Raw genomic sequence first — 26,294 nt, forward strand, 5'->3', positions numbered from 1 at the left:
GGCGTCCCGGCCGGGCGTTGCCGGCCTGGGGCTCCCCATGCCCGGCAGAAACGCTATAATCGCACGATTATAGCGATGCGGGAAGCAGCCCATGTCGATGCGCCGCCTCTACCCCGATCCGGCCCCGCGGCCCGCGATCTTCGAAGGCCTCCCCGCACCGGGCAGCACAGGCCCAGGCTGCTGCGCCATCCGCTTCCCGCCGGTCCGGCCCGCCGCCGCTGCCCTCTTCGCGGCGGCGGCGGAGCCCCAGTCGCCGCCCCGGCGCCGGCGGATCTGGGACCTTGGCGCCACGCTGCATTGCTCGATCATCGGCACCTGCCTGTCGACGGACGAGCTCCGCCGGCTGCTGCGCAAGCTCGGGCTGCCTGCGGGCGACATGACGGACCACGAGTTGCACAAGATCGGCGTTGAGCTGGCGGCGCAGCAGGGCCAGGCATCGCGCCTGCTGAACAAGGCGCTGGAGGAGCGGCACCGGTCGGCCATTCGCCGCTTCGGCGCGGCGGCCGGGCGCGACTCCGTCAGGCGCCTGTGGCGGGAGGCGCTGGAGTCAGGCGACATCCCTGGCGCCTATTGGGCGCTGCTCACCCATCCCGCGACGGACCAGCCCCTGGTCGCCGAGGCCTTCGGCGATGTGCACATGCTCTCCCACCTGGTGGGCGCGGCGAATCGCGCGGATATCCGCCGCCTCGCGGCGCAGGACCGGGAGATTGCCACGCTGCGCGAGACGGTGGCGCGGCAGCAGGCAAGGCTGCGCCACGACCTGACGGAGCGTGATGGCCGCATCCGCGGCCTGCAGGCCCTTCTGGTGGCGCAGGCCGGGCGCGAGGCTGCACCCTCTCCGGCCGTCATGTCCGAAGACCCCGCCGCCGAGTGGCGGGAGGCGTTGCGGCGCGAGGCGTCGCGCCGCGACACCGCCGAACGGCGGCGCGCCGCGGCGGAGGAGGCCCTGGCAAGGCGGAGTGCGGAATGCCAGGCCCTGGCGGCGGAAGCCGAGGCGCTGCGGCGCGAGCTGGCCGCGGCGGAGGCCGCGCTGGCGCCGGCCCCGGCCCCGCCTTCCGGCCCGGTGCCGGCCATGGTGCTTTATGTCGGTGGCCGTTCCGGCCAGACTGCGGCGCTGCGCGCGGCGGCGGAGCGCGCGGGCGTTTCGCAGCTCATCCATCATGACGCCGAGGCCGGGGCGGCGCAGCTCCCCGGGCTGATCGGGCGCGCCGATCTCGTCGTCTTCCCGGTGGATTGCGTCAGCCATGACGCGGCGCTCAACGTCAAGCGGCTCTGCCGGCAGCTTGGCCGGGCGTTCCGGCCGCTGCGCTCGACCGGTGCCGCCAGCCTGCTGGCCGCGCTCCGCGCCGGACATGGCGGCGGGCGCTGAACGCCCTGTCCCGCGCCGCCAGAGCGCGGTCGGTTGAGGTCGACCGAAGCCGAACTACGCGACCGGACAATGAGCTGGAGCGGGACGGGTGAGCGAAAGCGAAGGCGGGATGCTGTTGTTTTCAGTGGCCTGCTTGTCCGCTGCGTTCGCTGGAAAATCCAGCGAACTTCGCGGGCAGGACTGGCAGCCGGGTCGGCCTGCAGCGGGCGTAGCCTGGCGATGCCAAGGCGGCACTGCGCCCGCGCCGCCGGGACGGCGCCGAATCGGGGCATCTCACGGCGCAAAGCTTGGGTAAGGTAGCCGGCGGAAAGCGGCAGCGCCGGGAGAACCAAGGCCGCCGCCCCGGCGGACCCCGCGCGGGCCGTCCCGCAAGAACCGGAGGAAATGTAGATGGACAGACGCATGATGCTGACGGCCGGCGCCGTCCCGGCGGCGCTCGGCCTGGCCGCGCCGGCCCTGGCGCAGACCCGCCCCAAGGTGAGCTGGCGCCTCACCTCCAGCTTCCCGCGCAACCTGGATACGCTCTACGGCGCCGCCACCACCTTCGCGCGGATGGTCAGCGAGGCCACCGATGGCGATTTCACCATCCGCATCTTCTCCCCGGGCGAGATCGTGCCGGCGCTCGAGGCGCGGGAGGCGACCTCCAAGGGCTTCGTCGAAAGCTGCTTCACCGCTTCCTCCTACTCCATCGGCACCGATCCGGCCTTCATGTTCGGCACCGTCCTGCTGTTCGGGCTGAACAGCCGGCAGCAGATGGCCTATCTCTACGAGCTGGGCGGCAATGAGAAGCTGAACCGCCTGCTCTATGAGAAGCACAACGTCCTCTGCTGGCCGCTGATCAGCACCGGCGCGCAGATGGGCGGCTGGTTCCGCAAGGAGATCCGCTCGCCCGAGGATCTGAAGGGGCTGAAATTCCGCATCGGCGGGCTGGCGGGGCATGTGTTCCAGCGCCTTGGCAGCGTGCCGCAGCAGATCGCCGCGGGCGACATCTATCCCTCGCTGGAGCGCGGGACGATCGATGCGGCCGAGTGGATCGGGCCCTATGACGACGAGAAGCTCGGCCTCCACAAGGTCGCGCCCTATTACTACTATCCAGGCTGGTGGGAGGGGACGGGCATTCTCTCCCTCATCGTCAACAAGCAGAAATACGACGAGCTGCCGCCTGCCTATCGCAGCATCGTGCAGACTGCGGCGGCGGCCACCACCTCGCTCGGCCTGGCCAAATACGACGCGCTGAACCCGCAGGCGCTGAAGCGCTTGGTGGCGGCGGGGGCGCTGCTGCGGCCCTTCCCGCAATCCGTGCTGGATGCCTGCTTCGACGAGACGACGAAGATGCATGAGGAGTATTCCCGGGCGGACCCGGTCTATGCCGAGATCTACAAGGAGATGACGGCGTTCCGGCAGGACGGCTATCAGTGGCTGCAGCTCTCCGAATACGCCTTCGACAGCTACCAGATCCGGCGGCTGCGGCGGTAGGCGGCGCTCCGCCAGCCGCGCCCGGCAGCGCCTGGGCCGGCTGGGGCCTGCCCGCGCTGTCGGAGCAACTCCGATCGGACGGAATCGCCTGACCGGATTAACTCTCTAATTGAAGACAAGGGCTGGTGTCCCGCTTCCGCGTCGCCGTGCTGGCAGCTTCGTCGCGGAGCTCATCGGACATCGCCCTCCCGCTGCCGCTTCCGGCAGGCGCCCCGCGTCATTCAGCCTGGGCGAGCTGGGGTCCCGCGCCGGACGACGACGCGCAATTCGCCCAGCTTGCGCGCCTGCGTGCCGGAATCGAGGTGCATGGCGGCACCCGGATCGCCCGCGGCGCCGCAGCGATCGGCGCCGCCATGGCCGCCTGTATCGGCCTCAAGCCGCATATGGATGCGGTGACGCATCACGTCACGTAATCCGGCGATTTCGCCATGACGCACTCGCAATGGCTGATCACCGGGGAGGACAAGGACGGCAACCGCATCGGGCTGCATCATCACAGCATGGAGGTCTATCACCGCGGCGAAGACGGCACCTGGTACTTCTTCCTCGCCCACCCCTTCGGCGCCGATTTGTCCTGGGCCATGCCCCGTCCGCCGCGCACGGATCGAGGCGTCCGGCGAAGGCCTGGCCCCGGCATGGGGGGGCTGCGCAGCCGGCCGTTCCGCCTTCTCAGCCCCGCGCCACGAACAGGGAATTCCCCACCGTGCGGAACGCCTCCGCATAGCCGCGCGCCTGCAGCAGCGTCGCCATGTCGGAGCCGGCATCCTGGTCGCCGCCGCTCACCACCTCCGCGCAGATGATCCGCGGCCCGGCGCCGCGCCGCAGGCTGGAGGCCGCCAGCACCGCGATATCCTGGCCTTCGATGTCGATGCTCAGCAGGTCCGGCCAGATGCCGCCACAATGCCGCGCCACCACCTGGTCCAGCGTGATCACCGGAATGGACCGCACCTCGCGGATGGCGAAGGCCGGATGCGCTGCGACGAAGGCCTCGGCCGCCGCGCGGTCGAAGCTGTTCCGCCCGGACCGCTCGTCGATCATGTAGAAGGGCAGCTCGCCCTCCGCCGGGCCGACGCCGATATTCACCATCACATCCTCCGGCCGCAGCTCGGCGAAAGCGGGGATGAGGTTCGGGTTCGCCTCGACGCAGACGCCGCGGCCGCCCAGGGCATAGAACAGCGCGGTGTTGCTGCAATGCACCGGATGGTGGGCGCCGATGTCGAGGTAGCTCGGCCGCTCCACGCCGAGCTGGCGGAACAGGTTCAGCAGGATCAGGTCCTCGCCGAACTGGGCATAGCTCAGCGGCCCGAAGGGCTGGTCCGGATGGCCGCGATAGCCCCAGGGGCCGAGGCCGGGACCTTCCCCCGGGGCTTCCAGCCGCGCCAGGATGCGCCGCAGCGGCTCGCCCAGCCGCTGCTCGATCACCGCCTCCAGCGTCGCCGCCGGCGTCGCCTCGGGCTGGGTCACGCCGCGACCTCCGCCACCGGCGCCAGCGCCGCCAGCACCTGCGCGGCCACGCCCTCCGGCGCCTGGTGCTGCAGGCACAGCGCGGTGGCATAGCCCTTGGCGCAACTGTCCATCCAGGTCCGGGTCATCCACCAGCAGCCGCCGCAGACCGGCGGCGCAATGTTGAGATTCTGCGGATAGCCGAAATAATCCACTGGCGTCGGGCCGAACAGCACGGCGGAACGGGTGCCGAGCGACGCCGCCAGGTGCACCAGCCCGCCCTCATTGTCCAGGTGCAACTGGCTGCCGGCGAGGATCGCCGCCACCTCCGGCATGCTGGTGCGGCCGATCAGCACCTGGTCGCAGGAGGGGATGGGCGTGCTGGTGGCGGTGCCGAGCTGGATGACGGCCAGGTCGGGCCGCGCCGCCTTCACCTGCGCCACCACCGCGTCGAAATGCGGGTAGCATTTCGTGGCGCGGCGGCCGGCGATGATGAATTCCGTGTCGAAGCCGTTATGCACCGTGACGTAGCCGCCCGGGCTGAGGCCGAAGCGGCGCAGCGCCGCCGCCTCCTGCGGCACCGCCATCCGGTCGCCGCGATACTCCAGCCCGGCCAGGTGGTGCAGGAAGTCCCGCCGGCTGCGGCCGCCGAACACCGCCTTCTGCGCCAGGAAATTGTCGTGCCAGGGGTGCTGTGCGACGAAGGGGTCGATCACCGGGCGGTTGCGGATCAGCGTCGCCACCGCCTCCGCCAGGGCCGGGTTGTCCCGCACCGCCGCCCAGCGCAGGTCTTCCTGGTAGAGGACGACCATCTGGTTGGCGCGCAGCGCCACATCGTATTCCCGGCGCAGCCCGTCGAACAGGATGTCGTAATGCACCTGCCGCAGGCCCGGCAGGCCGCCCAGCGCCCAGGCGGCCAGCGCCGGGCGCGGGCAGAAGATGTCGAAGCCCGCGCCGCCGGCATGCGCTTCCAGGTCGCGCAGGAAGCGGCCGATGACCAGGAAATCGCCGATCCCGCCAGTGATGGCGACGGCGATGCGGGGCACCCCGCCCGGGGTGCGCTGCCGCTCTTCACGCAATGCCTGCCGCAACTCCCGCTCCCGCATGCCGGCGCCGACCTGGCGCAGCAGCAACGTACCCTTGCGGAGCGCGGTGCTGAAGCCGTAGCCCGCCGCCGCCATCAGCCCATGCTGCCGCCAGGTCGCCTGCAGCAGCGCCGCCGCATGGCGGAACCGCGGCAGGATGGCCCCGGCCGGCGGGGGCGTGAAGCCCCCGCCGCCCAGGGCGCCGCCCGGCAGCGCCATCAGACGATAGCCCAGTCGGCCGCGGTGACGCCGAGGCCGATGCCGGCCACCGCCACGCCGTCCTGCACTTCCCAGAAGCCATAGGTATCGCCCTGGGCGAAGAGCAGGTCGGCGACCCCGTCGCCGGTGTAGTCGCCGCTGCTGACGAGGCTCCAGCCCGGCGCCAGATTGCCGACCGAACCGGCCGCGGCCACCGCGCCGTTGCCGTCCAGCCGCCAGGCGGCGACCGAGCCGTCGGTGTGGCTGAACACCAGATCCTGGTGGCCATCGCCATCGACATCCGCGACGGCGCCGAAGCTCCAGCCCGCGGCCAGCTTGCCGATGCCGGGGCCGGCGGTGGCGACGCCGTCCTGCACCAGCCAGGCGGCGACATCGCCATCGGCGCTGATGAAGACGAGGTCGTCCGTGCCGTCGCTGTTCACATCGGCGGTGCCGCCCAGGGTCCAGGCGGCGTTGGTGGTGCCGACCACCGTCTCGCCGGTGACTGCGCCGTTCGCGACCGTCCAGGCGAGGATCCGGTCATCGGCGCCGCGCAGCAGGATGTCCTGCGTGCCGTCGCCATTGACGTCGCCGAGGCCGGCGAAGCTCTCCCCTTCGCCCAGCAGGCCGATGCCCTGCGTGGCGGTGACCACGCCCTGGCTGGTCGTCCACAGGGCGATGTCCCCGGCCTCGCTCTGGAACACCAGATCGGCGATGCCGTCGCCGGTGAGGTCGCCGGCCGCCACCGCCGACCAGCCGGCGGCGGTGACGCCGAGGCCGGTGGCGGCGGTGACGTGCCCGTCCTCCACCGCCCAGAAGGCCAGCGTGCCGCCGCTGTGCTGGAAGAGCGGGCTGGAGGTGAGGGTGCCGAGAAAGTCGTTCGCCAGCGGCAGCAGCGAACGGTCGCCATCGGTGAAGTGCAGCCGCTCCACGCCGGTCAGCGTGTCGGTGCCCTCTGCGGTGGTCACGGTCCAGGTCTCGAAGCCGGTCTTCACCACCGTCGCCTCGGCCCGCGCCGCGCCGATGACGGCGATGTCGAGGCCCGCGCCGCCATCGATGCTGTCATTGCCGGCGCCGGAGGTGATGACGTCATTGCCGGCCAGGCCGTTCAGCACGTCGTCGCCGGCGGTGCCGAACAGGTTGTCGTCGCCCGCCGTGCCCTCGGGGTCCGGCAGCACGTCGTCCTCGCGGGCGGCGAGGTTCTGCACGCGCTCGTCGAGGTCCGGCGTCGTCTCGGCCGTGCCGTAGGCCGCCTCCGGCGTGCCGTAATGCGCCGCCATGTAGTCGGCGAAGGCCTTCTGCTCGCGCCCTTCCGTCGTGTAGCTGCTGGGGTCGGCCGGGTTGAACAGGTCCACCCGGTCGGTCGGCGTGACGACCGCGCCGCCGCTGCCGCCGAGATAGCCGTCGCCGCCATCGGCCAGGAAGTTCAGCGTCACCAGCCGGAAGCTGCGGCTGGCATCGCCGACCACCGCGCCATCCTGCACCACCACGTCGATGAGGTAGCCGGCCTCATCCACCACGGCCAGGCTCAGCACCCGGTCACCCGGGGCCCGGCTGGGGTCGAAGCTGAATTTCAGGCCGGAGACCTGCGGGAAGCTGCCCGGCGTCGCGCCCGGCGCCACGCCGCGGACGGCGTTCTCCAGGATGTCGAGCAGGCCCTGCGCGGTCACCGTGACCAGCGACAGGCCGTTGTTGAAGCGCAGCGCGTTCTCGATGTCGAGCTGGGTGACGCGGCCGCCCGCCGGCGGCTCGTAGCTCGGGATCTCGCCCGCGCCGACGGTGCCGACGCCCTCGCGGATGCCGCCGCCATTCTTGATGCTGATGACCACGCTGTCGTCGACCGACCTGGCGTAGGAGAGGTTGGCGTCGGCCGAGAGGTTACCGAAATTCGTCTCCTGGGTGCGGGTGAAGGCCCGCTGGCCCTGGAGATAGACATCGGTGTAGCCGGCGACGACGGCGGTCTTGGCGTCGATGATCGCGTCGACGGCGTCGACGAGCTGCTTCACCTCGCCGCCGCGCGTGCCATCGGCATAGGGATCCTCACCCTCGCCATAGAGCTCGTCGACCGTCTGGTCATCCGCCACATAGGCGCCGGACACCTCGGGGTCGATGCTGTCGGGCAGGATCACGCCATTCGCGTCGAAGCCGATCACCAGCCGGCCGACATCGTAGTACTCGCCGCCCGTGTTCACGACCGCGACGGCATTGCCGTCCACGCCGGTACGGATCACCGGATAGGTCTCGTCGGCGGTCACCCCTTCCGTCAGCCGGTCGGTCTCATCCGCGAAGACCGAGTGGCTGCCGCCGGCGATGATGATGTCGACGCCCGCGAGCTTGCCCGCCAGCTCCAGCTCCAGCCCGTATTGCTGCAGATGGCTCAGCAGGATGATCTTGTTGATCCCCTGCGCCGTCATCTGGTCCACATAGGGCTGCAGGATCTGCGCCAGCTCGTCGGTGTTGTTCTGCCCGCCATCGCCGGCCGAGTCCAGCACCCGCACGCCGGTGACGGAGGAGATGCTGGCCAGCACCTGGGTAGTGAGGCCGAGCACGCCGATGGTCTCGCCATTCTCCTCGATGGTGGTCCAGGGCGCGATCTGCTTGTCCGCCGCCTCGGCCGCGATATTCGCCGGGTCGAGATCGGCGGCGGTCGTCGCATAGCTCGCCGCGTCGCGCAGCGCATCGGTGAACAGCGGCGCCAGGTCGGCATCGCCGGAGAAGTCCAGATTCGCCGAGAGGTAGGGGAACATGGCGCCGATCGCGGTGGCCAGGCCGCCCGACTGCGTCATGTCGATGGCGTTCAGGATGGTGCGGGTGCCGAGGTCGAATTCATGGTTGCCGAAGACGCTCGCCTGCACGCCTAGGGCGTTCATGATGGCGATGTCGACGCGGCCGAGATCGGAGGTGAGGCCGGAGAGCGTCTCGACCGGCACGCCGAGGAGCTGCGCGTAGAATTCCTGCAGCACCGCATTCATCGTCGGATCGCCCTGGGCATTGAGGAAGGGCGAGGGGATGTAGTTGTCGCCGGAGGCCAGGGTGATGCTGTTGGCGTACTGGTCTTCCAGCCTGTCCACGATGGCGGCGAATTGCGGCGCCCGATCCACCGCCTGCACGCCGGCCTCGAAATCCGAGGCATGCAGGATCTGCAGGGTGAAGGCCGGGCCGGTCGGCTCCTCCGCCGCCGCGACCGCGCCGGGCGAGCCGATCGCCGTCGCGTCGCCCGGCGCGGCGAAGGCGCCATCGGTGCCCGCCGCCGCAAGCTGCGTGACGGTGGCGGCGTTCAGCCCCGCGGCGTTGTCGAAGGTGCCGAAGGGGGCTGCCTCCGGGGAGGCGCCGAAGGTCAGGCTCGCCCGCAGCGCGTTGCTGGCGTCGTAGAGATGCACCGCGTCGCCATCGGTGCTGAGGCCGACGCCGGAGCCGCTATAGGTGCCGATCTGCAGCCCCGCCGGCGCGGTGCCGCCGAACCAGGTGTCGATGAAGGCGGCGATTGTGGCTTCGGGATCGTCGGTCTCGAGGAAGATCACCGATTCGCCCGCGGCGATGGTGGTGATGCCGTTGAGCGCCACCGCGGCGGCCGGCGAGCCGGAGCTGTCATCCATCTTCCAGCCGGTGATGTCGAGGTCGAAGCCCGTGCCGTTCGTCACCTCGAACCAGTCGGCGCCGACCGGGCTGTCGCCGCTGGACCAGGGCGCCACTTCCGAGATGAAGACCCGGCCGACGGTGCCGGGGGAGCCGATCTCCGCCGCGTCGCCCGGCGCGGCGAAGGCGCCGTTGGTGCGCACCTCGCTGAGCGCCGTGACCTCGGCATTGTTCAGCCCGGCCGCGTTGTTGAAGCTGGTGAAGGGGGCGTCGGCCGGGGAAGCGCCGAAGCTCACGCTCGCCTGCTTCTCGCCGACGGCGTTGTAGAGGTTCACCGCGTCGCCGCCGGTGCTCAGCCCGACACCGCCGCCGCTATAGGCGCCGATCTGCAGCCCGGCCGGGGCGGTGCCGCCGAACCAGGTGGCGATGAACTCGGCCTTAGCCGCCTCGAGGTCGTCGGTCTCGAGGAAGATGACCGACTCGCCGGCGGCGATGCTGGTGATGCCGGTGAGGCTGACGGCCTGGGCGAAAACGTCGGAGCTGTCATCCATCTTCCAGCCGGTGACATCCACCGCACTGGTGCCGGCATTCGTCACCTCGAACCAATCGGCGCCGACCGGGCTGTTGCCGCTCGACCAGGGCGCGATCTCGGAGATGTAGAGGCCCGCCGGCGCCGGGTTGTCGGCCACATCCGTCAGCGTCAGGGTGTAGCTCGTCGTCGCATCCGGCGTGCCGCCCACGCCTTCGTCGTCGATCGCGACGGTGACGGAAAAGCTCGACTGCGTCTCGTAGTCCAGCACGGTGCCGGCCTTGATGTAGAGGCCGGTGTTGTCCACCTCGAACATCGCCGCATCGGCGCCGCTGAGCGAGAAGGTATGGGAGCCGAGGCCGTCATCGGTAATGACGACATTGGCCACCCGGACGCGGGAGGAGGTGCCGGTGTCCTCCTCCAGCGTGGTGACGGCGCCGTCCAGCGCGATGGCGGTCGGTGCGGTGTTCGCCGCGGCGGAGGGCGCATAGACCCAGAGCTGCGGGTGGTCGAAATCGCCGCCGCCATTCTCGCTGACGACATAGAGGATGCCGTCATCATCCATCGCCAGCCCCTCATGCTGCTGGTCGGGCAGGGCGAGGGGGTTGCCGGGATCGGTGAAGATGGTGAGCGTGCTGAGGATGTTGCCGTCGCGGTCCACCTCGACGATCCGGCCATCCTCCTGGCTCAGCACCAGCAGGTGCTCGGCCTCGTCGGTGCCGGTCAGCAGGGCGACGTTGGAGAAGGCGAAGACGTCGGCGATGTCGGTGAGGCCGAGCAGCCCGGGGTCGAACAGGTTGGTCGAGTTCTCGGTGCTGGCGGAGCCGTTGCTCGCCGTGCCGGCGTCGAAGTCGATCGTGGTCTGGAAGATGCCTTCCGGGTCGGCTTCCTTGACGAAGATGTAGCCGTTGGTCAGCGGGTCGTAGGTCAGGCCTTCCAGGCCGATATTGCCGACATTGGTGCCGAGGGTGACGGTCTGCGCCTCGTCGCGGGTCAGGGTGCCGTCGGCCTCGTAGGTGAAGAGGACGGCGCGGCGGTCGCGCTCCTCGGTCATCACGAACATGCCGTTGCCAATATAGGCGAGGCCTTCGGGATCGTAGAATTCGGTGTTCTGCGGGCTGCCGCCGGGCGCCAGCGTCATCGAGTCGATGAGCTCGCCTTCCTTCGAGATCTGCACGATCGAGGTGCCGCCATCGCCGACGACGAAGAGCGTGTCGGTATCCCGGTTGTAGGTGACGGCGGAGACTTCCTGGGCCAGGACACTGTCTTCCGGGGCGTCGGTCCGGGTGGGCTCGGGCAGGTCGTAGCGGCCGATGCGGACATAGGTGGAGAGATCGATATTCGTCCCGGACATAAGGATGGCTCCCGCAGGCTGGCCGTGAGGCGTTCCGTCCGCCATGGCAAGAAAGGCGGACGGATCTCGCTCTACCGGGAGGCGACGCGGTCATCTCGCGTCTTGGGACGACGGATTTGTAATGGTTTCGTTAAAATTTGAATTGTGCGCTACCATACTCTGACAATGGCGCCCGCCGCTCGGGGGCCGGCCCGGCCCGATCGCGGCCGGCGAGGCTGGGATCCGACCCCAGGAGGGCGAGGCGCCCATCCCCGCCGCCCATGTCCGCCCGAGCAAGAAGGCGGCAGACATCACGGCACATCGCCCAGTGAAAGAGCAGTTCATGTCCAGGACACCTCCTGTAAGGCAGTGTCCGGCCATGGATGCCCCGGCCGTCGGGTGGTGTTATCGTCGATAATCCGATCGGTTATCCTTTCTGCGACGGTCGGCGGAGACCTCTTCCGGAGGCGAAGGACGGCGATGGATGCCTCGGATACGGACCAGGCGGTCCTGGCAGCTTCCTGTTGCTCGCAGGCTGGGGGGGCGCAACCGCGGGCGGGGGGGCTGCTGCCGGCTCGCCGGCCCGGGGCCGCAGCCCAAGCCCCTGGGGCCGCCGCATGATCGCGCTGGTCCGCGTCGCCCTCTCGCGTCCCTACACCTTCGTGGTGATGGCGCTGATGATCGTGCTCGGCGGCGGCCTCGCCGCGCTGCGCACCCCGGCGGACATCTTCCCCAACATCCCCGTGCCGGTCATCGCCGTGGGCTGGACCTTCAACGGGCTGACGCCGGAGGACATGGCGGGCCGCGTCCTCACCCCCTATCAGCGCTCGCTCACCACCACGGTGAACGACATCGAGCATATCGAGGGCACCTCCTATCCCGGCCTCGGCATCGTGAAGATCTTCTTCCAGCCGGGCGCCGATGTCCGCCTTGCCAATGCCCAGGTCACCGCCGTCTCCCAGACCCTGCTGCGCCAATTGCCGCCGGGCACCACGCCGCCGCTGATCCTGAATTACAACGCCTCCACCGTGCCCATCCTGCAGCTCGCCCTCTCCGGGGTCGGGCTCAATGAGCAGCAGCTCTACGACCTCGGCACGAATTTCATCCGGCCCCAGCTCGTCACCGTGCCGGGCGCCGCCATGCCGGGCCCGGCGGGCGGCCGCACCCGGCAGATCCAGATCGACCTCGACCCGCAGGCGCTGCAATCCAAGGGCCTCTCGGCGCAGGATGTCGGCAACGCCATCGCGGCGCAGACCCAGATCACCCCCGCCGGCTTCGTCAAAATCGGCGACTACCAGTACAACCTGCTGCTGAACAACGCCCCCGGCACGGTGGCGGAGCTGGCGGCGCTGCCCATCCGCACCGTCAATGGCGCGACGCTCACCATCGGCGACGTCGCCAATGTGCGGGACGGCGCCCAGCCGCAGCAGAACGTGGTGCATGTGGACGGCCAGCGCTCGGTGCTAATGACGGTGCTGAAGAACGGCTCCGTCTCCACCATCAGCATCGTGAACGGCATCCTCGCCATGCTGCCGCAGCTCATGCCGAGCCTGCCCTCGCAGCTCCGCATCGCGCCGCTGAACGACCAGTCCATCTTCGTGAAGGCCGCCATCACCGGCGTCGCCTTCGAGGGCGCGCTGGCCGCGGCGCTGACCTCGCTGATGATCCTGCTCTTCCTCGGCTCCTGGCGCTCCACCGTCATCATCGCCACCTCCATCCCGCTGGCGATCCTGGCGGCGATCTTCACCCTGGCGGCCTTCGGCCAGACGCTGAACGTGATGACCCTGGGCGGCCTGGCGCTCGCCGTCGGCATCCTGGTGGACGACGCCACCGTCACCATCGAGAACATCAACTGGCACCTGGAGCAGGGGAAGGACGTCCGCACCGCCATCCTGGACGGGGCGCAGCAGATCGTGGTGCCGGCCTTCGTCTCGCTGCTCTGCATCTGCATCGTCTTCGTGCCGATGTTCTTCCTGCCCGGCGTCTCCGGCTTCCTCTTCGTGCCCATGGCGATGTCGGTGGTCTTCGCCATGGTTGCTTCCTTCATCCTCTCCCGCACCCTGGTGCCGACCATGGCGGCCTATCTGCTGAAGCCGCATGCCGGCGGGCTGCACGGTCATGGCCACGCGCCGCCGCCCACCCATCTCCTCGGCCGGTTCCAGCGCGGCTTCGAGACGCAATTCGAACGCTTCCGCCTGGGCTATGGCAGGGTGCTGCGCCTCGCCATCCGGCTGCGCTGGACCACCCTGCTGCTCTTCCTGATCTTCGCCTTCGGCAGCCTGGCGCTGGTACCCTTCCTCGGCCGCAATTTCTTCCCCGAGGTGGATAGCGGCACCATCGCGCTGCATGCCCGCGCCCCCGCCGGCACCCGCATCGAGGAAACCTCCGCCCTCTTCGACCAGATCCAGCGGGAGATCCGCCGGCTGATCCCGCCGGAGGAGATCGACACCATCGTCGACAGCATCGGCCTGCCGAACAGCACCATCAACGTCACCTACAGCTCCTCCGGCACGGTCGGCCCGATGGATGGCGACATCCTCATCAGCCTCAGGCACGACCACCGGCCGACGGCCGAGCATATCCGCCGGCTGCGGCTGGAGCTGCCGCGGTTGTTCCCCACCGTCACCTTCTCCTTCCTCCCCGCCGACATCACCAGCCAGATCCTCAATTTCGGCGCGCCGGCGCCGATCGAGGTGCAGGTCACCGGCCCCAACATCGCCCAGAACCAGGAGCATGCGCAGCGCATCCTGCGCGCCATCCGCGGCATCGACGGGCTGGTGGACGCCCGCATCCAGCAGCCCGCCGGCAGCCCCACCCTGCGCTTCCTGGCCGACCGTACCCGCATCAATGCGCTCGGCCTGGATGAGCGCGACGTGACCACGAGCCTGGCCGGCGCCATCGCCGGCTCCCTGCAGACCGCGCCGGTCTACTGGCTGAACCCGGCCAACGGCGTGACCTACCCGGTGGTGGCGCAGACGCCGGAATACCTGGCCGATACGATGGAGGAGCTGGAATCCCTCCCCGTCACCGGCCCGCGTGCGCCGGAGCCGCAGATGCTCGGCGCGCTCGGTACGCTGGTGCGCGCGAACTCCCCCTCCGTCGTCTCGCAGTACAACATCCAGCCCATGGTGAGCGTCTATGCCGCGACCCAGGGCCGCGACCTCGGCGCCGTGGCCGATGCCGTGCAGCGGGAGATCGCGAAACTGGATGCGGAGAAGCCCGCCGCCGTCCGCGTCACCCTGCGCGGCCAGTACCAGACCATGACCACCGCCTTCACCGGCATGGGCTTCGGCCTGCTCGGCGCGGTGGTGATGATCTACCTGCTCATCGTCATCAACTTCCAGTCCTGGGCCGACCCCTTCGTCATCGTCGCCGCCCTGCCTTCGGCGCTGGCCGGCATCGCCTGGATGCTCTTCCTCTCCGGCACGCCGCTTTCCGTGCCGGCGCTGACCGGCGCCATCATGTGCATGGGCGTTGCCACCGCGAATTCCATCCTGGTGGTGAGCTTCGCGCGGGAACGGCTGGAGGCGGTGGGCAATGCCGCGATCGCCGCCTTCGAGGCCGGCACCACCCGCTTCCGCCCGGTGCTGATGACGGCGCTCGCGATGATCATCGGCATGGCGCCCATGGCCTTCGGCCTGGGCGAGGGCGGCGAGCAGAACGCGCCGCTCGGCCGCGCAGTGATCGGCGGGCTGCTGGTCGCCACCTGCGCCTCCCTCATCTTCGTTCCCACCGTCTTCGCCATGATCCACGGGCGGCGGCGCCATGCCGCCAGCGCCGTCCGCCCGGGAGGAGCCACCGCCCATGCCTGAAGCGCCCGTGCCAGAAACCCAGCCGGCCGAGCCTCCCGCGGCCGGAACCGAGGCCGAGCAGCCTGCCGCCAGCCCGCGCCGGGTGGGGCTGGTGCTCTGCCTCGGGTTGCTGGCGCTGCTCGGGGCCGGGGCGCTCAAGGTCAGCGCCCGGCTCGACGCGGAGGAGGAGTTGCGGGAAGTCACCGCCGCCGTCGCGGTGCCGAGCGTGCGCATCATCCAGCCCAGCGCCGTGGCGCCGCGGCCGCTGACCCTGCCCGGCCGGCTGCAGGCCTGGGCGGAGGCGCCGGTCTATGCCCGCACCAATGGCTTCGTCGCCCGCCGCCTCGCCGATATCGGCGACCGGGTGCAGGCCGGCCAGGTCCTGGCGCTGATCGACACGCCGGACCTCGACCAGCAATTGGCCGCGGCGGAGGCGGCCGTCGCCACCGCCCGCGCCCAGCGGGACCTCGCCGCCCGCACCGCCCAGCGCTGGAACGAGCTGAACGCCCGCGCCGTCGTCTCCCAGCAGGCGACGGATGAGCGCCGGGGCGACCTGGCGGCGCGCACCGCCCAGCTCAGCCAGGCGGAGGCGGAGGTAAACCGGCTGCGTGCCCTGACCGGCTTCAAGCAGGTGACCGCGCCCTTCGACGGCACCGTCACCAGCCGCGCCATCGATGTGGGCGGGCTGATCGTCTCCGGCAGCACCAGCTCGCCGCCGCTCTTCACCGTGACCGATATGAGCCATCTGCGGCTCTATGTGCGCGTGCCGCAGGCCTATACCGGCTCCATCCGCCAGGGGATGAAGGCCGAGTTCAGCGTGCCGGAATATCCCGACCGCAGCTTTACCGCGGAGCTGACCCGCACCGCCGATGCGGTGGATGTGCAATCCGGCGCCATGCTGGTGCAGTTCACCGTGGACAATGCGGATGGCGCGCTGAAGCCCGGCGGCTATGCCCAGGTGCGGCTGGAGCTGCCGCCCCAGGCCAGCGCCGCGCCGCAGCTCCGCGTGCCGGCCAGCGCGCTGATCTTCCGCGCCAGCGGCACCGCCATCGCCGTCGTGGATGCCGAGGGCAGGGTGGTGGTGAAGCCGGTGCGCATCGCCCGCGACCTGGGCGCCGAGCTCGACATCGCATCCGGCCTGGAGCGGGGGGACCGGGTGATCGACAGCCCTTCCGACGCCATCCGCAGCGGGGACCAGGTGCGGCCGACGGAGGGGTGAACGGGGGCTTGGCTCCCGAACCCCCGCGAAGAGGACGTCGCGGCCAGTGCCCGCGACCCTGCACCGCCGCCGGGGAGAAAGAGCTTCCCCCCAGATCCCGCCGTGAGTCTCCAGGTTCAACCGTCGGGTCTGAAACTCACGCCGGGGTCCGGGGAGGCGCCCGCCTCCCCGGCGGGGGTGCGGGGGGCAGCGCCCCCTGCCGCGAGCATGGAGCGAAGCAACTCCCACCCGCTACTCCACCCGAATCCCCCCGGCCCGGGCGATGGCGCCGAATTCCGCCTTCTCCGCCCGGATGAATTCCAGCGTCTCCGCCGGCGTGGAAAGCCGGGGGGCCGCCCCCAGCTCGCGGATGCGGCCCGCCACCGGCGCCTCCTGCAAAGCCTGGTTCACCGCCGCGTTCAGCCGCCCGATCACCTCCGGCGGCGTCGCCTTGGGCGCCATGAAGGCGTACCAGGCGACCCATTCCCGCGTATCCAGCCCGGCCTCCAGCGCCGTCGGCACCTCCGGCAGCCGGTCCGACCGGGTGCGGCCGGTGACGGCCAGCGCCCGCAGCCGGCCGGAGACCAGATGGCCATGGCTGGCGCCGAGGCTGTCCACCGTCACCGGCACCTCCCCGGCGATCACCGCCAGCAGCGATTGCGGCGTGCTGCGATAGGGCACCGCCGGCAGGTCCAGCCGATGGCGGCGCTTGAAATCCTCCGCCACCAGATGCGGGATGCTGCCGGAGGCGGGCAGGCCGTAGCGGTGCGCGCCCGGCTCCTCCTGCACCCGCGCCACCATCTCCGGCAGGCTGCGGAAGGGCGCGCCGGGGTTCGCGGACCAGACCAGCGGCGAGGTGACGGCGACGGCGATTGCGGCCAGGTCCTCCACCGGGTCCAGCGGCATGTTCGGGTAGATGGCGGTGCCGATGGAGATCGCCCCGACATGGGCGAACATGAAGCTGTAGCCGTCGGCCGGGCTGCGCTGCAGCTCCTGCATGCCGATCGTGCCATTGGCGCCGGGCCTGTTGTCCACCACCACCGGCTGGCCGAGCAGCTCCGAGAGGCGCGGCGCCAGGATGCGGGCATAGATTTCGTAGCCGCCGGCGGCGCTGGGCACGATGCAGCGCAGCGGGCGGCCGGGCCAGGGGGCGGGCTGAAGCCGGGGCTGGGCGAGGGCCGGGGCTGCAGCGAGCAGTCCGAGCACGGCGCGGCGAGGCGGGCGCATGGATGGTTCCTCCCGGTTTTCCCGGGATGAGAGCAGGAATGCCCCGGGCGGGGAACCATCCGCGCGACCCGGGGCAGGGGGGCAGGCCGGGGGCGGGCCGCGCCCGGGAAGACGCGCCAGAGCGGGACCGGCCGATGCGGCCTCACCCGGTCACGCTCTAGAGCGGGATCGGTTGGGCTGCGCTCACCCGCCCCGCTCTAGCTCATTGTTCGGTGGCGTGATTCACGGTTTCGGTCGATTCGACCTCAACCGATCACGCTCTAATCGGCCCGCACGCCGGTTTCCGTCACGAAGCGCGACCAGCGCGCCGTCTGCGCTTCCAGATAGGCGCCGAATTCCACGCGGCTTGCCGGCATCGGGTCGGCGCTCAGCGCCTGCGTGCGCTGCCGCAGCTCCGGCCTGGCGAGGATCGCCGCCAGGTGGCGATGCAGCAGGTCGAGGATCGGCTCCGGCGTCCGCGCCGGCGCGAAGAGCCCGTACCAGCCGACCAGCTCGGCCGCCGGGAACCCGGCCTCCGCCATGCTGGGCACGCCCTGGACGGCGGCCACGGAAGTGGGCGCGGTCACCGCCAGCGCCCTGACGCGGCCGGACTGGATATAGGTCAGCGTCTCCGGCAGCGGGTAGATCATGGTGTCGGCGCGCCCGGCGAGCAGGTCGACGAAGGCGGCGGCGCCCACCGGGTAATTCACCTGCTCCAGCCGAAGCCCCGCGGCGAGGTGGAACAGGACATTAGCGACATGGGAGGAGCTGCCGACGCCCGCCGTCGCATAGACCAGCTCGCCCGGCCGGCTGCGCGCCAGGGCGACGAATTCCGCCACGGACCGGGCGGGCAGGGTGTTGCGGACGATGAGCACGTTGGGCGCCGAGACCAGCAGGCTGACCGGCGCCAGATCCTCCAGCCGGTAGGGCACCGACCGGTAGAGGAAGGGGCTGCTGGTGATGCCGGTGCCCGCCAGGAGGAGCGTATAGCCATCCGGCTCCGCCCGGGCTGCCACCGCATAGCCGATATTGCCGCCCGCGCCCGGCCGGTTCTCCACCACCACGGGCTGGCCCAAAGCCGCCCCCAGCTCCTGGGCGAAGAGGCGGCCGACCATGTCCGTGGTGCCGCCGGCGCCGAAGGGCACGATCAGGCGCAGGGGCCGGTCCGGAAAGGCCTCCGCACGCCCGGCAAGCAGCGCCAGGACCAGCGCCGCGCCCAAAGCGGCCAGGTATCTCCTCATCGTTTCCCCCGGGGCAGCTGGCGCCGACGCGGCGCCAGGGCTGCCTTTGCCGGCGCTGCCGCCATGCTCGCTCTTGCTGGCCGGAAGGCTGCCGCAGCGGGTCGCCGCCGTCAACGCGGCGGCAAGGCCCGGCCCCGGGCGGCAGGGCGGTGCAGGCCGCCGGCCTGGCGGCGCAGGTGCCGGCCACCCGGCAGGGCCTCCACGCCGTCACGCCGCGCCCCGCCGAAATCCCGCGCCCGGTCAACGGGCTGCGCCACATGCACCCTTCAGCGCGCGGCCATCATGGTCTAGTTGTGTCGGCAGCAGCGGCAGCCCGCATCCCAGCGGCTGCGCTCATCCGGCAGGGGCTCAGCATGGCATCGTCTCCGGCGCGTCGTGGCCAGATGCATCTCGGCGCGTTCTTCCACCCCACCGGCAATCATGTCGCCTCCTGGCTGCATCCCGGCGCGCAGCCCGATGCGGGGCTGAACATCGACCACTACATCGAGATCACCCGCATCGCCGAGCGCGGCCGCTTCGACATGATCTTCCTGGCCGATGCGGTGGCGACCCGCGACGGCAACCTGGACGCGCTGAAGCGCTGGCCGCAATACATGGCCTATTTCGAGCCGACGACGCTGCTCGCCGCGCTCGCCGTGGCGACGCAGCATATCGGCCTCGTCTGCACCGCCACCACCTCCTACAACGAGCCCTACAACATCGCCCGCCGCTTCGCCTCGCTGGACATGATCAGCAAGGGCCGCATCGGCTGGAACGTCGTCACCTCCGCCAACCTCACCGAAGCCTATAATTTCGGCCGGGAGGCGCATTTCGAGCATGGCGAGCGCTATGACCGCGCCCTCGAATTCACCGAGGTGGTGCAGGGGCTGTGGGATAGCTGGGACGACGACGCCTTCCTGATCGACCGCGCCAGCGCCACCTATTTCGATCCCACGAAGCTGCATTACCTGCACCACAAGGGCGAGCATTTCTCCGTCCGCGGGCCGCTGAACGTGGCGCGTTCGCCGCAGGGCCAGCCGGTGCTGTTCCAGGCCGGCTCCTCGGAGGCGGGGAAGGAGGCGGCGGCGCGCTTCGCCGAAGGCGTCTTCACCGGGCAATACACGCTGGAAGGCGCGCAGGGTTTCTACCGCGACCTGAAGGGGCGCATGGCGAAATACGGCCGCACGCCGGACCAGCTCCTCATCCTGCCCGGGCTGAACGCCATCCCCGGCCGCACCGAGGCGGAGGCGAAGGAGAAGCACGCCGCGCTGCAGGCGCTGATCCACCCGGATGTGGGGCTGGAGCTGCTCTCCAACGCCCTCGGCGGCTTCGACCTCAGGCCCTACGACCTGGATGCGAAGCTGCCGGAAGCGGCCTATGCGATGACCACCAATGGCAGCACCACGGCGCTGCGCAACGTGCTGCGCTGGGCGCGGGAAGAGGAGCTGACCATCCGCCAGCTCTACCAGCGCTTCGCCGGCGCGCGCGGCCAGCGCACGCTGGTGGGCAGCGCGGTGCAGATCGCCGATGAGATGGAGCAGTGGTTCCTGAACCACGGCTCGGACGGCTTCCTCATCCAGCCCTCGCACCTGCCGGAGGGGTTGGAGGATTTCGTCGAGCTGGTGGTGCCGATCCTGCAGGAGCGGGGGCTGCTGCGGCGGGACTATGAGGGGACGACGCTGCGCGAGCATCTGGGCCTGGCGCGGCCGGTCAGCCGCCACGCCGCCCGGCCGGAAGCGGCGGAATAGGCGCAGGCCGGGGCGGCGCCCTGCCTCAGGCCTTCGCTGCCCGCGCCTCCTGCCGCGCAGCCTGCCACACCTCGCGCGCCGCGTCGGCGTTCAGCGCCGCGATCCCCAGCCCCACCACCAGGTCCGGCCAGGCGCTGCGCCACAGGAACGCCGTACCAGGCCGGCCGCGATGATGGCGAGATCGGCCATCGCGTCATTCCGCGCTGAGAGGAAGGCCGCCCGCATCAGGCTGCCCGCTTCCCGCCGGCCGTCCACAGCGTCGCCACCCCCGGCACCAGCAGCAGCAGCGCCAGCCCCATGCCGAGGCGCGCCCGCGCCGGCGCGGGCCAGCCCAGGGCCAGCAGGATCAGCAGGTTCACCGAGGCGTCCTCGAGGAAATCCACGCTGTCGGCGAAGAGCGCGACGGAGCCGATGCCGAGCGCCACGGCGAATTCCACGCCGAAATAGCCGAGGTTCAGCGCCGCCACCCAGGCGACCCTCCGGCGCAGCCCGTCATCCATCCGCTCCACCCTTGCCATGCTGCCAGCACCGTCCCACCGCCACCGGCATGCCGATTGCTTTCCACCCGGCGCCGGAGGTGATCGAAGCCGGGTCGCTCCGCTCTGGAAAGGCCGCCATGCCCCTTACGTCAAGCGCGCATCCCGTCGCGGATGCGGGCCGCTTTCACCCATTGCCGCACGCCGGTGCCGCCAGGATGAGCACGCCATGAATTTCGAGACGACACGCCGCGGCGGCTTCGCCCTTGCCGCCGCCCTGCTGGCTGCCGGCCGCGCCACCGCCCAGCAGGCGCGCGGCGAGTTGCGCATCGGCATGACCGCCGCCGACATCCCCACCACCCGCGGCGCGCCGGACCAGGGCGCCGAGGGCATCCGCTGGATGGGCTTCACCCTCTATGACAGCCTCGTCTACTGGAATCTGAACCAGGAGAGCGAGATTCCGCACATCGTGCCGGGCCTCGCCGAGCGCTGGTACCAGAACCCGGAGAACCAGGCGGAATGGATCTTCGAGCTGCGCCGCGGCGTGAAATTCCACGACGGCGCGGAATTCGACGCCGATGCGGTGATCTGGAATTTCGAGAAGCTGCTGGACCGCAACGCCCCGCATTACGACCCGCAGCAGCGCCTGACCCTGGCCTTCCGCATCCCCAGCGTGAAAAGCTGGCGGAAGATCGAGAGCCACAAGCTGGCCATCGGCACCGGCACGCCGGATGCCTACCTGCTGGACCAGATCGTCTTCCTCCACATCTCCAGCCCGGCGCAGTGGAAGAAGCTGGGCGGCTGGGACGCCTTCAGCCGCTCTCCCTCCGGCACCGGCCCCTTCAGGGCGCAGGAGATCACGCCGCGGCAGCGCGCCGTGCTGGTGCCCAATGCGGAATACTGGGACGTGCCGCGCCGCCCGAAGGTGGAACGGCTGCTGCTGCTGCCCATCCCGGATCCCAATACCCGCGTCGCCGCCCTGCTCTCCGGCCAGGTGAATTTCATCGAGGCGCCGCCGCCCGACGCGGTGCCGGCGCTGCGCGCCCAGGGCATGGTCATCAAGACCAACCCCTACCCGCATATCTGGCCCTATATCCTCCGCATCGCCGGGGAGAACACGCCGCTGGCGGATGTGCGGGTGCGGCGCGCGCTGAACCTTGCCGTCAACCGGGACGAGATCGTGGCGCTGCTCGGCGGCATGGCGGTGCCGGCCACCGGCATGGTCCTGCCGGACAGCCCCTGGTTCGGCAAGCCGGGCTTCCGGATCCGCTACGATCCGGCGGAGGCGAAGCGGCTACTGGCGGAGGCCGGTTACGGCCCGCGCAAGCCGCTCAGCATCACCTTCATGATCTCCCCCTCCGGCTCCGGCCAGATGCAGCCCCTGCCGATGAACGAGGTGGTGCAGCAGCAGCTCCGCAATGTCGACGTCGACCTGAAATTCGAGGTGGTGGAGTGGAACGCGCTGCGTGGCCAGCGGGTGAAGGGGCCGTTGGATGCCAGCGCGCGCGGGCTGCATGCGCTGAACAACAGCATGGGCATCTCCACGCCCTTCGATGCCTTCCAGCGCTTCTTCTCCTGCGACGCCGCGCCGCCCGAGGGGCTGAACTGGTCCGGCATCTGCGAGCCGCCGCTGCAGGCGCTGCTGGACCAGGCGACGCGGACCTTCGACGAGGCGGAGCGCGACAAGCTCCTCGCCCGCGTGCACGAGCATGTCGTGGACAATGCCTATTGGCTGTGGGTGGTGCATGACGTGAACCCGCGGGCGCTGCGGCCGGAGGTGCAGGGCTTCTTCCAGGCGAAGAGCTGGTACCAGGATCTGACGCAGGTCACGATCCGGCGTTGAGTTTGCGGCCGTGCCGCAGCCCGCCACCTGCGAAGGGCCGAACGGCCCTTTGAACCCCTGAGCCTGGACCCGACGGTCGCAGCCCAAACTCAAGGTTTCCAAAGGCCCTTCGGCCTTTGGTGGATCGGACGCACTGCGTCCGATGCCCGAGAGGGGGAGAGCCCCCTCTCGGAATCACGCCGCGGGCAGCTCCTCCTTGCTCGCCAGCACCTTGTCCACCCGCCGCCCATCCATGTCGATGATCTCGAAACGCCACCCGGCCCAGACGATCCGGTCCCCCTCCCGCGGCACCCGGCGCAGCAGCGCCAGCATCAGCCCCGCCACCGTGTGGTAGGTGCCGCGCGCCGGCAGTTCCGGCAGGTCCAGCCGCGCCCGCAGCTCGTCGCTCGGCATCATCCCGTCCAGCAGCAGGCTGCCATCGGCCCGCTGCACCGCCTCGCCCGGCGTCGCCGGCTGTTCCTCCGGCCCCAGCTCGCCGATGATCGCCTCCAGCAGGTCGCTCGCCGTCACCACCCCCTCGAAGCTGCCGTATTCGTCCAGCACCAGGGCGATGCCCAGCGGGTCATGCCGCATCCGCTCCAGCGCATCCATCGCCGAGAGATTGTCCGGCAGCACCAAAGGCTGGCGCAGCGCCCGGCCGAGGCTCAGCGCCTCGCCCTCCAGCGCCAGGTCCAGCAGGTCCTTCGCCACCACCACGCCGACCACATTGTCGATCCGCCCATCCGCCACCACGAAGCGCGTCACCGTATGGGCGCGGATGGCGGCGGCGATGTCGGGCGCCGTGGCGTTGCGGTCGATCCAGGCGACGTCGTTGCGCGGCGTCATCAGCGCCCGCACCGGCTTGTCCGCCAGGCGCAGCACGCGCTCGATCATGTGCCGCTCCTCGCGCTCCAGGGCGCCGGCCTCCACGCCCTCGGCGACCACGGCCTTCACCTCCTCCTCCGTCACCGCCTGGTCCTGCGGCCCGGTGGCGCCGAGCAGCCGCAGGAAGAGGTTGGAGGATTGCCCGAGCACCCAGACCACCGGCCCGGTCCAGCGGGCCAGCCAGGCCATGGGCCGCGCCACCACCACGGCGAATTTCTCCGGGTCGCGCAGCGCAAGCTGCTTCGGCACCAGCTCGCCGAGGATGAGGTTGGCATAGGTGATGGCGACGACCACGAGGAAGAAGGCCGTCTCCGTCGCCAGCGGCGCGAAGCCCGGGATCTTCGCCAGCAGCTCCGCCAGCGGCCCCGCCAGCCGCGCGCCGCCGAAGACGCCGGCAACGATGCCGACCAGGCTGATGCCCACCTGCACGGTCGGCAGGAAGCGCTGCGGGTCCTCCGCCAGGGCCAGGGCGGCGGTGGCGCCCGGCCTGCCCATGCGCTGCAGCGTCAGCAGCCGGCCGCGCCGGGCGGAGACGATCGCCAGCTCGCTGAGGGCGAAGGCGCCGTTCAGCGCCACCAGGAGCAGCAGGATGGCGAGTTCGATGACGGTATCCATGCGCAGCCTATACCGCCTTCGGCGGCAGGACGGCAGGGCTGCGGCCGCGGAGCGATGCCGGCATGGATCACGTCCTGGGACGCTGTATCAATTTATTAACCATTTCTCTGGACAGGCACGGGCGCCGCATTTACTCTTTCTTCATCCCCGGATGAGGAGCGCGCAGCATGTCGGACCAGCCCATCGCCGCGACCGTGCTCGCCTTCCCGGAGCGGCCGGAGGACCGGCTGCGCCGCGCGCTGCGCGGGCTGGAAGTGGCGCTGGCCGAGCAGGCCGCCGCGGTGGCCGGGCTGCGCGCCGAGCTCGGCGCCCTTTCCGGCGCCATGGCCGGGCTGGAGGGCAGCATGACCGGCTATGTGGCGGAGCTGGACCGCACCGCGAGTGCGGTCGCCGGCGCCAACCAGGCCGCCCGCGTGCTGGAAGCCACCGCCGACAGGATGCTGCTCGCCGCCAACGCCTGAACGCCCCGGGCGCGCCGCCCGCGCGCTGGCCTCCTTCCGCCATCCGCCGCAGGATGGGGGCGGGAGGACCCCGGAAGATGCCGCACCCGCTGATCGCCGAATTCCGCCGCGCCCGGGTGGTGCCGGTCATCCGCACCCACAGCGCCGCGCATGCCACCACCGCCTGCGACTGGCTGCGGGCGGAAGGCATGCATATTCTGGAGATCACGCTCACCACGCCGGATGCGGTGGGGCTGATCCGCCGCCTGGCCGTGGAGCCGGACCTCGTCATCGGTGCCGGCACCGTGCCGGATCAGGCGGCGGCGGAGGCCTGCCTGGCGGCCGGGGCGCGCTTCCTCGTCACCCCCTGGGTGGCGCCGGAGATCGCCGCCGCCGCCCGTGCGGCCGGGGCCTGCGCCATGCTGGGCGCCGCCACGCCCACGGAAATCCGCGCCGCGCTGGCCGCCGGCGCCGAGGTCGTAAAAATCTTCCCCGCTGCCTCCTTCGGCGGCCCGGCGCATGTGAAGGCGGTGCGCGCCGTGTTCCCGGAGGCGGTGTTCTGCCCCACCGGCGGCGTCGATGCCGCCAACGCCCCGGCCTATCTGGCGGCCGGCGCCGCCTTCGTCGGCATCGGCGGCAAGCTGGTGGATGAGGCGGCGATCGCCGCCGGCAACCGCGCCGCGATCGCCCGCGCCGCGCGGGACGCGCTCGGGCTGATGCAGGCCTGACCGCCATGGCGGCGATCCTCTGCCTCGGCGAGCCGATGCTGGAGCTGAACCAGCTTCCGCCGGATGGCAGCGGCCGGGTGCTCTACCTGGAAGGCCATGGCGGGGATACCAGCAACGCCGCCATCGCCGCCGCCCGCCAGGGGGCCAGCGCCGGCTATCTCACCGCCATCGGCCAGGACCGGCCGGGCGACTCCTTCCTGGCGCTGTGGCAGCGGGAAGGCGTGGATGCACGGCACGTGCTGCGCCGGGCAGAGGCGCCGACCGGCCTCTACACCGTCACCCATGACGCGGCGGGCCACCATTTCACCTTCTACCGCCGCGGCAGCGCCGCCAGCCTGCTGACCCCGGCCGAGATCCCGGAGGACGCCATCCGCGCCGCGCGGGTGCTGCATGTCTCCGGCATCTCCCAGGCCATCTCGCCGAGCGCCTGCGACGCGGTGTTCCATGCCATCGCCGTGGCCAGGGCGGCGGGGGTGGCGCTGTCCTACGACACCAACCTCCGCCTCGGCCTGTGGCCCGCGGCACGGGCGGCGGCGGTGATCCATGCGGCGATCGCCCAGGCGGATATCGCCCTGCCCTCGCTGGACGATGCCCGGGTGCTGACGGGGAAGGAGGCGCCGGAAGCGGTGCTGGACTTCTACCTGCGGCTCGGCTGCCCTTTGGTGCTGCTGAAATGCGGCGGGGAGGGGGTGTGGGTGGCAACGCCGGGGACGCGCCTTCGCATCCCGCCCCATCAGGTCCAGGCGGTGGACGCGACCGGCGCGGGCGACACCTTCGCCGGCGCCTTCCTGGCGCGCTGGGTGGCGGGTGACGCGCCGGAAGCAGCGGCGCGCTATGCCAATGCCGCCGCGGCGCTCTCCACCACCGGCTATGGCGCCATCGCGCCGATTCCGCGACGGGAGGAGGTGCTGGGGCTGCTTGGGGGCTCCACCTCCTAGAGCGGTTTCACGCTGACTGTGCAGCGCGAAACCGCTCTAGAGCATGCTGTGTTTAGGCGGAAGCATATCCTGAGTTGGCGAGATAGTTGGCGCATTCGGTTGGGCTGACGAGGTCGAGGATGGCGCCGACCTTGCGCCAGGTGGTGCCGATAGTTCGCTGCTCGGCGGCGCGCATGAGGTGCTTGATCTTGGCGAAGAGTTGCTCGATCGGGTTCAGG

General features: G+C 70.8%; 17 protein-coding genes and 1 pseudogene. 9 read left to right on the forward strand and 9 right to left on the reverse strand.

Annotated features, from left to right (window positions below):
* The first annotated feature begins 91 nt into the window (after window positions 1–91).
* Entirely contained in the window at window positions 92–1,369 is a 1,278-nt protein-coding gene (locus E5N76_RS30320; protein WP_149536490.1) for a DUF2325 domain-containing protein, read from the forward strand.
* Window positions 1,370–1,759: 390 nt separating this feature from the next.
* Entirely contained in the window at window positions 1,760–2,845 is a 1,086-nt protein-coding gene (locus E5N76_RS06650) for a TRAP transporter substrate-binding protein (protein WP_149536491.1), read from the forward strand.
* 221 nt (window positions 2,846–3,066) lie between these two features.
* Here E5N76_RS06650 and E5N76_RS06655 read toward each other — a convergent pair whose 3' ends face one another.
* The 4 genes from E5N76_RS06655 to E5N76_RS29375 all read right to left on the reverse strand — a co-directional run bounded on the left by E5N76_RS06655 (window position 3,067) and on the right by E5N76_RS29375 (window position 11,030).
* Window positions 3,067–3,339 (reverse strand): hypothetical protein, encoded by a 273-nt coding sequence (locus E5N76_RS06655; RefSeq protein ID WP_149536492.1) that lies wholly within the window; start codon window positions 3,337–3,339, stop codon window positions 3,067–3,069.
* Between the two features lie 175 nt (window positions 3,340–3,514).
* Entirely contained in the window at window positions 3,515–4,309 is a 795-nt protein-coding gene (locus tag E5N76_RS06660; RefSeq protein WP_187830013.1) for an FkbM family methyltransferase, read from the reverse strand.
* Complete coding sequence (locus E5N76_RS06665) at window positions 4,306–5,592, reverse strand: glycosyltransferase family 9 protein (RefSeq protein WP_187830014.1); 1,287 nt, start codon at window positions 5,590–5,592, stop codon at window positions 4,306–4,308. Before E5N76_RS06665 ends, E5N76_RS06660 begins: the two co-directional genes overlap by 4 nt.
* Window positions 5,592–11,030, reverse strand: coding sequence for an SdiA-regulated domain-containing protein (locus tag E5N76_RS29375; RefSeq protein ID WP_187830015.1), 5,439 nt, complete (start codon window positions 11,028–11,030; stop codon window positions 5,592–5,594). The genes E5N76_RS06665 and E5N76_RS29375 overlap by 1 nt, the downstream gene beginning before the upstream one ends.
* Window positions 11,031–11,626: 596 nt before the next feature.
* On the opposite strand from E5N76_RS29375, the gene E5N76_RS06690 reads away from it, so the two are divergent.
* Together E5N76_RS06690 and E5N76_RS06695 are read left to right on the forward strand one after the other, a co-directional pair.
* On the forward strand, window positions 11,627–14,821 hold the full coding sequence (locus E5N76_RS06690; RefSeq protein ID WP_149536493.1) for an efflux RND transporter permease subunit: 3,195 nt from the start codon (window positions 11,627–11,629) through the stop codon (window positions 14,819–14,821).
* The gene (locus tag E5N76_RS06695) at window positions 14,814–16,019 is read left to right on the forward strand and encodes an efflux RND transporter periplasmic adaptor subunit (RefSeq protein WP_149536494.1); all 1,206 of its coding nucleotides are present in this window, start codon (window positions 14,814–14,816) and stop codon (window positions 16,017–16,019) included. The genes E5N76_RS06690 and E5N76_RS06695 overlap by 8 nt, the downstream gene beginning before the upstream one ends.
* A 231-nt stretch (window positions 16,020–16,250) precedes the next feature.
* On the opposite strand, the gene E5N76_RS06700 is transcribed toward E5N76_RS06695, so the two are convergent.
* Both E5N76_RS06700 and E5N76_RS06705 read right to left on the reverse strand, forming a co-directional pair.
* Entirely contained in the window at window positions 16,251–17,225 is a 975-nt protein-coding gene (locus E5N76_RS06700; RefSeq protein ID WP_149536495.1) for a Bug family tripartite tricarboxylate transporter substrate binding protein, read from the reverse strand.
* Window positions 17,226–17,485: 260 nt separating this feature from the next.
* Window positions 17,486–18,445 carry a Bug family tripartite tricarboxylate transporter substrate binding protein gene (locus E5N76_RS06705; RefSeq protein WP_149536496.1) on the reverse strand — a complete coding sequence of 320 codons (960 nt, stop codon included), beginning with the start codon at window positions 18,443–18,445 and terminating at the stop codon, window positions 17,486–17,488.
* Window positions 18,446–18,798: 353 nt separating this feature from the next.
* Here E5N76_RS06705 and E5N76_RS06710 point away from each other — a divergent pair, with 353 nt between their 5' ends.
* Window positions 18,799–20,172 (forward strand): LLM class flavin-dependent oxidoreductase, encoded by a 1,374-nt coding sequence (locus E5N76_RS06710; RefSeq protein ID WP_235907593.1) that lies wholly within the window; start codon window positions 18,799–18,801, stop codon window positions 20,170–20,172.
* A gap of 224 nt (window positions 20,173–20,396) precedes the next feature.
* On the opposite strand, the gene E5N76_RS31565 is transcribed toward E5N76_RS06710, so the two are convergent.
* A complete protein-coding gene (locus E5N76_RS31565; RefSeq protein ID WP_235907594.1) occupies window positions 20,397–20,690 on the reverse strand; it encodes a cation transporter in 294 nt (97 codons plus the stop codon).
* A 187-nt stretch (window positions 20,691–20,877) separates the two neighbouring features.
* Between E5N76_RS31565 and E5N76_RS06720 the strand changes: the two genes are divergently transcribed.
* Window positions 20,878–22,491, forward strand: a complete 1,614-nt coding sequence (locus E5N76_RS06720; RefSeq protein WP_187830016.1) for an ABC transporter substrate-binding protein — start codon at window positions 20,878–20,880, stop codon at window positions 22,489–22,491.
* A gap of 174 nt (window positions 22,492–22,665) precedes the next feature.
* Here the strand turns inward: E5N76_RS06720 and E5N76_RS06725 are convergent, their stop codons facing one another.
* Entirely contained in the window at window positions 22,666–23,970 is a 1,305-nt protein-coding gene (locus E5N76_RS06725; protein ID WP_149536498.1) for a hemolysin family protein, read from the reverse strand.
* Window positions 23,971–24,137: 167 nt separating this feature from the next.
* Here E5N76_RS06725 and E5N76_RS06730 point away from each other — a divergent pair, with 167 nt between their 5' ends.
* From E5N76_RS06730 to E5N76_RS06740, 3 genes are all read left to right on the forward strand, one after another.
* Entirely contained in the window at window positions 24,138–24,431 is a 294-nt protein-coding gene (locus E5N76_RS06730; RefSeq protein WP_149536499.1) for a hypothetical protein, read from the forward strand.
* A gap of 77 nt (window positions 24,432–24,508) precedes the next feature.
* Window positions 24,509–25,138, forward strand: a complete 630-nt coding sequence (locus tag E5N76_RS06735) for a bifunctional 4-hydroxy-2-oxoglutarate aldolase/2-dehydro-3-deoxy-phosphogluconate aldolase (RefSeq protein WP_149536500.1) — start codon at window positions 24,509–24,511, stop codon at window positions 25,136–25,138.
* A 5-nt stretch (window positions 25,139–25,143) separates the two neighbouring features.
* Window positions 25,144–26,076, forward strand: coding sequence for a sugar kinase (locus E5N76_RS06740; RefSeq protein ID WP_149536501.1), 933 nt, complete (start codon window positions 25,144–25,146; stop codon window positions 26,074–26,076).
* Window positions 26,077–26,128: 52 nt separating this feature from the next.
* Here E5N76_RS06740 and E5N76_RS30330 read toward each other — a convergent pair.
* Window positions 26,129–26,294: pseudogene (locus tag E5N76_RS30330) on the reverse strand (IS630 family transposase); the annotation flags it as partial.

It is taken from the genome of Siccirubricoccus phaeus, from assembly GCF_008360935.1.
Classification (GTDB): Bacteria; Pseudomonadota; Alphaproteobacteria; order Acetobacterales; family Acetobacteraceae; genus Siccirubricoccus; species Siccirubricoccus phaeus.

Excerpts from the sequence above, each read along its gene's own strand:
- E5N76_RS06700 (WP_149536495.1), bottom strand. The coding sequence starts at position 17,225 with ATGCGCCCGCCTCGCCGCGCCGTGCTCGGACTGCTCGCTGCAGCCCCG.
- E5N76_RS06740 (WP_149536501.1), top strand. The coding sequence starts at position 25,144 with ATGGCGGCGATCCTCTGCCTCGGCGAGCCGATGCTGGAGCTGAACCAG.
- E5N76_RS31565 (WP_235907594.1), bottom strand. The coding sequence starts at position 20,690 with ATGGCAAGGGTGGAGCGGATGGATGACGGGCTGCGCCGGAGGGTCGCC.
- E5N76_RS06730 (WP_149536499.1), top strand. The coding sequence starts at position 24,138 with ATGTCGGACCAGCCCATCGCCGCGACCGTGCTCGCCTTCCCGGAGCGG.
- E5N76_RS06695 (WP_149536494.1), top strand. The coding sequence starts at position 14,814 with ATGCCTGAAGCGCCCGTGCCAGAAACCCAGCCGGCCGAGCCTCCCGCG.
- E5N76_RS06720 (WP_187830016.1), top strand. The coding sequence starts at position 20,878 with ATGAATTTCGAGACGACACGCCGCGGCGGCTTCGCCCTTGCCGCCGCC.
- E5N76_RS06705 (WP_149536496.1), bottom strand. The coding sequence starts at position 18,445 with ATGAGGAGATACCTGGCCGCTTTGGGCGCGGCGCTGGTCCTGGCGCTG.
- E5N76_RS06650 (WP_149536491.1), top strand. The coding sequence starts at position 1,760 with ATGGACAGACGCATGATGCTGACGGCCGGCGCCGTCCCGGCGGCGCTC.
- E5N76_RS30320 (WP_149536490.1), top strand. The coding sequence starts at position 92 with ATGTCGATGCGCCGCCTCTACCCCGATCCGGCCCCGCGGCCCGCGATC.
- E5N76_RS06735 (WP_149536500.1), top strand. The coding sequence starts at position 24,509 with ATGCCGCACCCGCTGATCGCCGAATTCCGCCGCGCCCGGGTGGTGCCG.
- E5N76_RS06665 (WP_187830014.1), bottom strand. The coding sequence starts at position 5,592 with ATGGCGCTGCCGGGCGGCGCCCTGGGCGGCGGGGGCTTCACGCCCCCG.
- E5N76_RS29375 (WP_187830015.1), bottom strand. The coding sequence starts at position 11,030 with ATGTCCGGGACGAATATCGATCTCTCCACCTATGTCCGCATCGGCCGC.
- E5N76_RS06710 (WP_235907593.1), top strand. The coding sequence starts at position 18,799 with ATGGCATCGTCTCCGGCGCGTCGTGGCCAGATGCATCTCGGCGCGTTC.
- E5N76_RS06655 (WP_149536492.1), bottom strand. The coding sequence starts at position 3,339 with ATGATGCAGCCCGATGCGGTTGCCGTCCTTGTCCTCCCCGGTGATCAG.
- E5N76_RS06725 (WP_149536498.1), bottom strand. The coding sequence starts at position 23,970 with ATGGATACCGTCATCGAACTCGCCATCCTGCTGCTCCTGGTGGCGCTG.
- E5N76_RS06690 (WP_149536493.1), top strand. The coding sequence starts at position 11,627 with ATGATCGCGCTGGTCCGCGTCGCCCTCTCGCGTCCCTACACCTTCGTG.